Genomic DNA, 5,818 nt, shown 5'->3' with positions numbered 1-5,818 from the left:
CATAGAGGGTGGTGTGGGATTGCGGACGACACACCAGGATGAAGTTGAGGTGTTGGTCTAGAAGCTGTTGGCACAAGGGCTGGTGGCAATAGAGGTCGTCGCCCAAGACCGTCACCTTCAACGGGCTAAAGCGTTCTCCATGCTGCATCAACCACCGTTTCGCTAATGCTGGGTGATGTAGCCGCCGTTAAACACCTTATTGCAAACAACCCCAAAACCCTCATTGGCAAACGCTTTGTCTACGGTGTCAATGAGTAAGTTCGAGCAGCTTTTACCGTTGGCATTCCCCAAACAGATATCGTCGGTGATAGAGCCATAGAAGCTGTGCAGGTCAAGCAAATAGACTTTGCCGGATTGCTCAATCAGTCGATTAAGCTGAGATTCCAACGCGGCAGGATAGGGGCGGTAATAGTCCTCCAGCCGTTGCTCAATTTACTTGGGTGAAGGCAGGATCTCGTACAGAGGCTGATGGAAGGCAGTCTTCTCTGCCACGACCGCGCTCCAGAAATTGCCAAAGTAGGGAGGCTTCAGCGCTCGATTAAGATCCACCACATAGCGGCTATGGGTCGCTTGCAGCATCGTGACACCCAACCTTGGCAAAAAGTCGTACAGCTGATCTAGGTGCCAGTCTTGGTTAGGGAGAAAAGCTTGATGGGATGCTGTGAACTGCCGTCGAATCGCTTCCGGGACGAAAAGGCCACTATGGGGAAGATTCGCCAGAACAGGCAGGGAGGAAACGGTAGGCTGTGTCAGCTTAAAAATTGAAGTCACAGGCGTTCTACTACGACCAGCTCTTGCCTAAGCACTTGAGCATAGATTCGGTCTCTGGCACTTTCTGCGATCGCCCTCCAATCCTTCTGGGTAAGCACCTTGCCAAAGACAGCTCGAATCTGGCTATGAACGAATTCAGTCATCTCCCATTCTCCTTCGGGCTTGGAGAGCTTTGCCTCCAGCAGTGCCATTAGGATTTCTTGAATTTCAGGCTCAGGCCGATGAAGCCGTTCCATAATCAGTGCCTGGCCTTTCGCTTCTGCCGCTTCTGCCCCAATCCCCAAATCCCACTCGGTTACAAGTTGCTTCCAGGCTTGCATGACCATCGAACGCAACTGAGCAACGTGGCTGTAGCCCTGAGGATTCGACATGACTGCCCCCAAATGAGTGCCCCAGCCATAACCAGCCAGCGCCTCACAATCTACTGATTCTTCCCGACGAGCCGACGCCTCAAACCAGGCATCATCGTCCAGCAAATCCATGAAATTGAAATTTTCCTGCGTCATTGCTCACCTCTGAAAGCGACCGTACTCAAAGTATGTCAAATTTTCCTGGGCTGGATCAGGGCCGTAGTCGGCCATATTTTGGTCATCATAGAAGCTTTCGGCTCCAGGCAAGGCATGTAAGCCGACTCGCCCTTCATAACCCAAGTCCAAGCTACGTTGGCGTGCAAAGAGGAGCAGGGCGGTGCCCACACCCCGAAGTTCGGGCGGTCGCCGAATAGCTCCACGATTCCAAGGGGCCGATGCGATCGCTTGGACATAGACAATCCGGTTACGGCGATTGACCTGAGAGCGATGCCACTGGGTTTCAATCGCCATTAACCCCTGGGTCATGCCTGCATAGTCAATGGCAAAACTCTCAACGTTATCCGACGAGAGCGAAATCCGCTTCTTAACCACCCAGTCCCAAAATTTGTCCTCCGCTCCGGCCTGCTCCAGCACGGGACGCCAATGAGCCTCAAAATCATCAAGGTGTTTCTGAGCCAGCTCAACCAGCAGGGTTGCAACCCTCTGATTATCGCGCCCACGTACCAGTAATACCCTTCGCTGCACTGCCAGACTCTTCCCACAAAGATGGATAATCAAATCATACAGGTGTACTAACTCCTATGGGATATTCAGACGGATCAAAAACCACATCAAATAGGCTTTGTTGCATGAATAAAGAAAATCCAGATTTTCCTTTTGCCATCTCATCATTAAGCTTCAACCTTGTAGCTATCGGGTTTGACGATCTGAATCATCCGGTTGAGCGCAACACATTTAATGAATAATTCCACAGCTTGATGATCAAAGGTACGGGCCCTGAGCTTACCGCCAAAGATCGTCTTCAAGCGAAACATGGTAGTTTCGGCAATCGAGCGGCGATGGTAGCCAGAGTCGCGCTTCCATCATTGGCGCCCATGCTTGCGAATGTAGCGCAGGTTCTCATCTCTCGGGTGCGGCGTTCCTTTGCAATTGTGCTGCCAGATTTTGGCCCCTTTGCGCGGTGGAATGACAGCGTTCGCTCCAATGTTTCTAGCTCAAAACCTGCGGAATGTGGGATCAAAAAGAGCAGCTCGTCATCCAGCGCTATCACCACCGCAAGCCTGCCGATTTGCCTCAACTAGAATCGCTGCTGGCTGAACGTCTGCAACCCGTCCACTCTATTGTCTCAAAGTCCTGTACTGCATGATTTTGAGCTGCCTTGTCACCCGTTCAGATTAATTTAGAGTCACAGGATTCAGTTCCATTACCTCCCTAGTCACATCAAGAAACTTTTGTAAGACATTAGATGGATCAGCTTTGCGGTAAACGATGGTCATATGACGGCCCAACATTTTATCTTGAAGTGGACGATAAACAACTCCTTCACGATGAAGTACTTGCACATGACTAGGTAAAATTGATACTCCAATTCCCGCCGCGACTAAACTAAGTAATGTCACAATTCCAGTAGCCTTAATAGTTTGAATAATTTTCGGCTCAAAACCAGCTTTCTGGCAAAGTCTGATGACTTGCTTATAAAACGGCAATGTATCAATAGACGGTAAAATCATTGGCTCTTTTTTTAGCGATGCTAAAGATACTTGCTTTTGCTTGGCAAGGGCATGGGTTTCGGGGAGGACGACTACAAATAACTCTTGCAAGATCGGGACAAATACTAGATCTGAGTCATTTTCGTAAGGACTAGGCGATCGGTGAAATACCAAATCCAGTTGGTGTTCTTTGAGTAATGCAATTTCTTGGTGAACTGTAACTTCGCGCAACTCTAGTTCTACATCTGGATACTGACTCTGAAACGTCCTCAAAACCTTAGGCAGAATGCTGTTGGCAACAGAATTATGTACTCCAACAGTGAGATGTCCAATTTCTCCCTGGCTGGCTCGGCGAGCTTGGTTAATTGCCCGTTCCAAGTGAGTAAGAGCAAACTCAGCTTCTTTTAGGAAGACTCTGCCTGCTTCTGTTAGGGTTGAGGGCCTTGTACCGCGATCGAAGAGTTCGACCTCTATTGTACCGACACTCAGCTTTTCTTCTAGAGCTTTAATCCGCTGACTAAACGCGCCTTGCTTAATGCCAACACGTGAAGCCGCTTCACTGAAGCTGTTTTCTGCCTCAACCAGCATCATAAAGTAACAAATTTGGCGCAATTCAAAGTCATGTAAACCTTCAAAGTTCATAGACTACCTTGCAGCTATAGGAAGAACAAATAATATTATACGTTGAAACGAATGTATGTAGCAACTATTTAGCTTTAATCATATATTAAGGCTACGCGATAACCCAACTCGCTTTTCCTCGTTCCTAGGTAGGAGCTGAGAACAAGAATGAAACGAGTTGGACTCACAGCGATCGCCAACGGGAGGCTGGAGCTTCCAGATTAGCATTGCCACGCTGGAGCTTGGTAACGAGCAAATTTCAGTTACACATTATCAGGAGTCAGGATTATGGGCTTATTTGATCAGGTTTTGGGAACCCGGCAATCCACATCAATCAGCTTCAACCCCGCCGAGGCGTTTGCCGCGATTGCGCTGATTGCGATCGCCTCAGATGGTCACTTTTCTGGGGAAGAAGTTGATCTGATCAATACCAGTTTGAGACGAATGCAGTTATTCAAAAGCTATCCTACTGATGTCCTGCAACGGATGTATGACAAGCTTTTTGGTATCCTGCGTCGAGATGGTATCCCCGTTTTGTTAGCGTCGGCTAAAGCGTCGTTGCCCTTCGAGTTACGAGAATCTGCTTTTGCGATCGCCACAGATTTAATCTTGTCCGATGGCACCGTTACCCCAGAAGAAGAGTCGTTTTTGAATGATCTATGCCATGCGTTAGATATCAATTCGGCGATCGCCATGAAAATCGTTGAAGTCATGCTAATCAAAAATCGGGGCTAGGGTCTGTTTTAAAACACACTCTCGTCTGTCAAAGAGGATTAAATTACATGGCAAGACTGCAACACTATCTGTTCTCTCACAAGCGGCTACCCAAGCTCTTCCAAGACAGCCCCTTGCGATTTGTGGAAAAGATGAGAAGTGCTCAAGCGCAGATGTTTTTGTTACGTTTTTGGAAAGCAATCGCCGAAGAGATAGACCTAGATGACGAAGATATTGTCGACCCAGCAGGTCTAAAACTGACCAGCAAAGAAACAGAAGACTACGAAATCATCGTCGTCTCTTTACCGCCACCTACGATATCACCAGAAGCATATTTTATTGGTGTGTGGGTAAGTTACTCCAAGGCACACGAAGGAGCACCCTTTCGCTATTTCACATTGGAATTAGAGGAAGACTTAGACAGAGATGACGATAGTTCTGTCGGCTCTCCAACCACCGTTTTCTGTGAGTGGACAGAGACAGGAGAGCATCTTAACTATGGCGACGGTCCTGCACCAAAAGTTGAGACATTCATCGAGGCCATAGCCGCGCTACAAGTCTCGTCAACAACAAAACCGATCAACCCAGCGCGAGAGTCCCTTCTAGCTCAGGCATTAAGTTCTGGGTCAAGCGTCTCGGATACAACCCGTCAATCTGTTAGTCAGACAGATGTCAATGCTCATTCATTTTTTATGCAGGAGAACTCAAGAATGGTCAATATTACTCAAGGCAAGCTATCCTCTGTCAACACGATTGTAGAAACAACAGGTCTACCTGTTAACAACAGTTATGGAGTGTTGTCTCCTGGCACTGGCAAAACAACACTGACTCTAAAGCCAAATCGTGTGGTGGAGCAAACTCAATACCGCTTCTTGGGACTTCAGTTTGGCACAAGACATTGTGAGCTACCCATCCATCAGGTGGATTCGTTTGAGCTTTTGGAGAAAGGCAATCCGATCTGGGCAACGTTGGCAATTATCGCCTTACCAGGCACCGTTGGCATTGGAACAATTCTTTTTGGTCTTCTATTCTTTTTGCTTAAAAAGCGGTATTTGGTGATTCGCAGCAACAGTAACACCCTGGCAATTGGGGTCAATAGCGCAATGGATATGGAACGCGCCCGTGCGTTTATGGATGAAATGATTAAAGTCTGCGATCGTCCAACCTCTCGGATTTAGGATCTCGTTTAAGCATGGCATACGAAGAAGAAATTCCCAGGCTTGTATTGCAGGAGTCATCTATTCCAGCATTGCTAACCCTCTATCAGTGGTGGCTGAATTGGGGTGATTACGATTCGACCGGGGCAAAAATTCTGGAACGATTGGGTGAAGTGGCAGCAGGCAGCCCTGAAGCGATCGCCACCCTAAAGAAAGCTGCTTGTGGCGCGATCCCTAAAACAAGCATCACTGCCTTGAGTTGTTTAAGGCAACTCGCCATGAATGGTGATGAGCTAGCTGGGGTAGCGTTCCAAGACATACAACAGCATCAGCAAGAACAGAGGATTAAGCAGCCAAGCTTCATTGAAAAAAGACGCGCTGTTGAAGCTGCTCGTCTTAAAGCAGAGGACTGAATGTTTTTGTCTTGTGCATCAAAACCATTAGACCTTATCGGTAATTAGTTGCTCGATATCCAAATAGATGTAGTAGCTATAAGATCGATCGGTTTCAGACTAAGAATTGATTGCTTTTCCTA

7 protein-coding genes and 3 pseudogenes are annotated in these 5,818 nt (G+C 47.7%); 4 read left to right on the top strand and 6 right to left on the bottom strand.

What is annotated here, in order from left to right; genetic code table 11:
* The 4 genes and pseudogenes from JUJ53_RS24775 to JUJ53_RS18125 form a co-directional block, all read right to left on the bottom strand.
* Window positions 1–169, bottom strand: a pseudogene (locus JUJ53_RS24775) (ISNCY family transposase); the annotation flags it as partial.
* A pseudogene (locus JUJ53_RS18135) lies at window positions 163–771 on the bottom strand (N-formylglutamate amidohydrolase). The pseudogenes JUJ53_RS18135 and JUJ53_RS24775, both read right to left, overlap by 7 nt.
* Window positions 768–1,277: a hypothetical protein gene (locus JUJ53_RS18130; RefSeq protein ID WP_204153452.1), complete on the bottom strand. Its 510-nt coding sequence runs from the start codon at window positions 1,275–1,277 to the stop codon at window positions 768–770. The pseudogene JUJ53_RS18135 and the gene JUJ53_RS18130 overlap by 4 nt, the downstream one beginning before the upstream one ends.
* Before the next feature lie 3 nt (window positions 1,278–1,280).
* Complete coding sequence (locus tag JUJ53_RS18125) at window positions 1,281–1,826, bottom strand: GNAT family N-acetyltransferase (RefSeq protein ID WP_343327986.1); 546 nt, start codon at window positions 1,824–1,826, stop codon at window positions 1,281–1,283.
* 56 nt (window positions 1,827–1,882) lie between these two features.
* Between JUJ53_RS18125 and JUJ53_RS18120 the strand changes: the two genes are divergently transcribed.
* Window positions 1,883–2,047 (top strand): hypothetical protein, encoded by a 165-nt coding sequence (locus tag JUJ53_RS18120; RefSeq protein ID WP_204153451.1) that lies wholly within the window; start codon window positions 1,883–1,885, stop codon window positions 2,045–2,047.
* Here JUJ53_RS18120 and JUJ53_RS24770 read toward each other — a convergent pair.
* Both JUJ53_RS24770 and JUJ53_RS18115 read right to left on the bottom strand, forming a co-directional pair.
* Window positions 1,973–2,281: pseudogene (locus JUJ53_RS24770) on the bottom strand (transposase); the annotation flags it as partial. The gene JUJ53_RS18120 and the pseudogene JUJ53_RS24770 sit on opposite strands and share 75 nt — an antisense overlap.
* 195 nt (window positions 2,282–2,476) lie before the next feature.
* Window positions 2,477–3,433, bottom strand: a complete 957-nt coding sequence (locus JUJ53_RS18115) for a LysR substrate-binding domain-containing protein (protein WP_204153450.1) — start codon at window positions 3,431–3,433, stop codon at window positions 2,477–2,479.
* Between the two features lie 267 nt (window positions 3,434–3,700).
* Here JUJ53_RS18115 and JUJ53_RS18110 point away from each other — a divergent pair, with 267 nt between their 5' ends.
* From JUJ53_RS18110 to JUJ53_RS18100, 3 genes are read left to right on the top strand one after another with little or no spacing between them, the layout of a single operon-like run.
* On the top strand, window positions 3,701–4,147 hold the full coding sequence (locus JUJ53_RS18110) for a tellurite resistance TerB family protein (protein ID WP_204153449.1): 447 nt from the start codon (window positions 3,701–3,703) through the stop codon (window positions 4,145–4,147).
* Between the two features lie 47 nt (window positions 4,148–4,194).
* Window positions 4,195–5,304, top strand: a complete 1,110-nt coding sequence (locus JUJ53_RS18105) for a hypothetical protein (RefSeq protein WP_204153448.1) — start codon at window positions 4,195–4,197, stop codon at window positions 5,302–5,304.
* 14 nt (window positions 5,305–5,318) lie between these two features.
* On the top strand, window positions 5,319–5,696 hold the full coding sequence (locus tag JUJ53_RS18100; protein WP_204153447.1) for a hypothetical protein: 378 nt from the start codon (window positions 5,319–5,321) through the stop codon (window positions 5,694–5,696).
* Window positions 5,697–5,818 lie beyond the last annotated feature (122 nt).

The organism is Leptolyngbya sp. CCY15150, from assembly GCF_016888135.1.
Classification (GTDB): domain Bacteria; phylum Cyanobacteriota; class Cyanobacteriia; order RECH01; family RECH01; genus RECH01.
Note: the sequence above shows the minus strand (reverse complement) of the source record. Positions and strands in the feature narration are given on the sequence as shown.

Bases quoted from the DNA above. Each gene is read 5' to 3' on its own strand.
- JUJ53_RS18115 (WP_204153450.1), bottom strand. From the start codon at position 3,433: ATGAACTTTGAAGGTTTACATGACTTTGAATTGCGCCAAATTTGTTAC.
- JUJ53_RS18120 (WP_204153451.1), top strand. From the start codon at position 1,883: ATGGGATATTCAGACGGATCAAAAACCACATCAAATAGGCTTTGTTGC.
- JUJ53_RS18100 (WP_204153447.1), top strand. From the start codon at position 5,319: ATGGCATACGAAGAAGAAATTCCCAGGCTTGTATTGCAGGAGTCATCT.
- JUJ53_RS18110 (WP_204153449.1), top strand. From the start codon at position 3,701: ATGGGCTTATTTGATCAGGTTTTGGGAACCCGGCAATCCACATCAATC.
- JUJ53_RS18130 (WP_204153452.1), bottom strand. From the start codon at position 1,277: ATGACGCAGGAAAATTTCAATTTCATGGATTTGCTGGACGATGATGCC.
- JUJ53_RS18105 (WP_204153448.1), top strand. From the start codon at position 4,195: ATGGCAAGACTGCAACACTATCTGTTCTCTCACAAGCGGCTACCCAAG.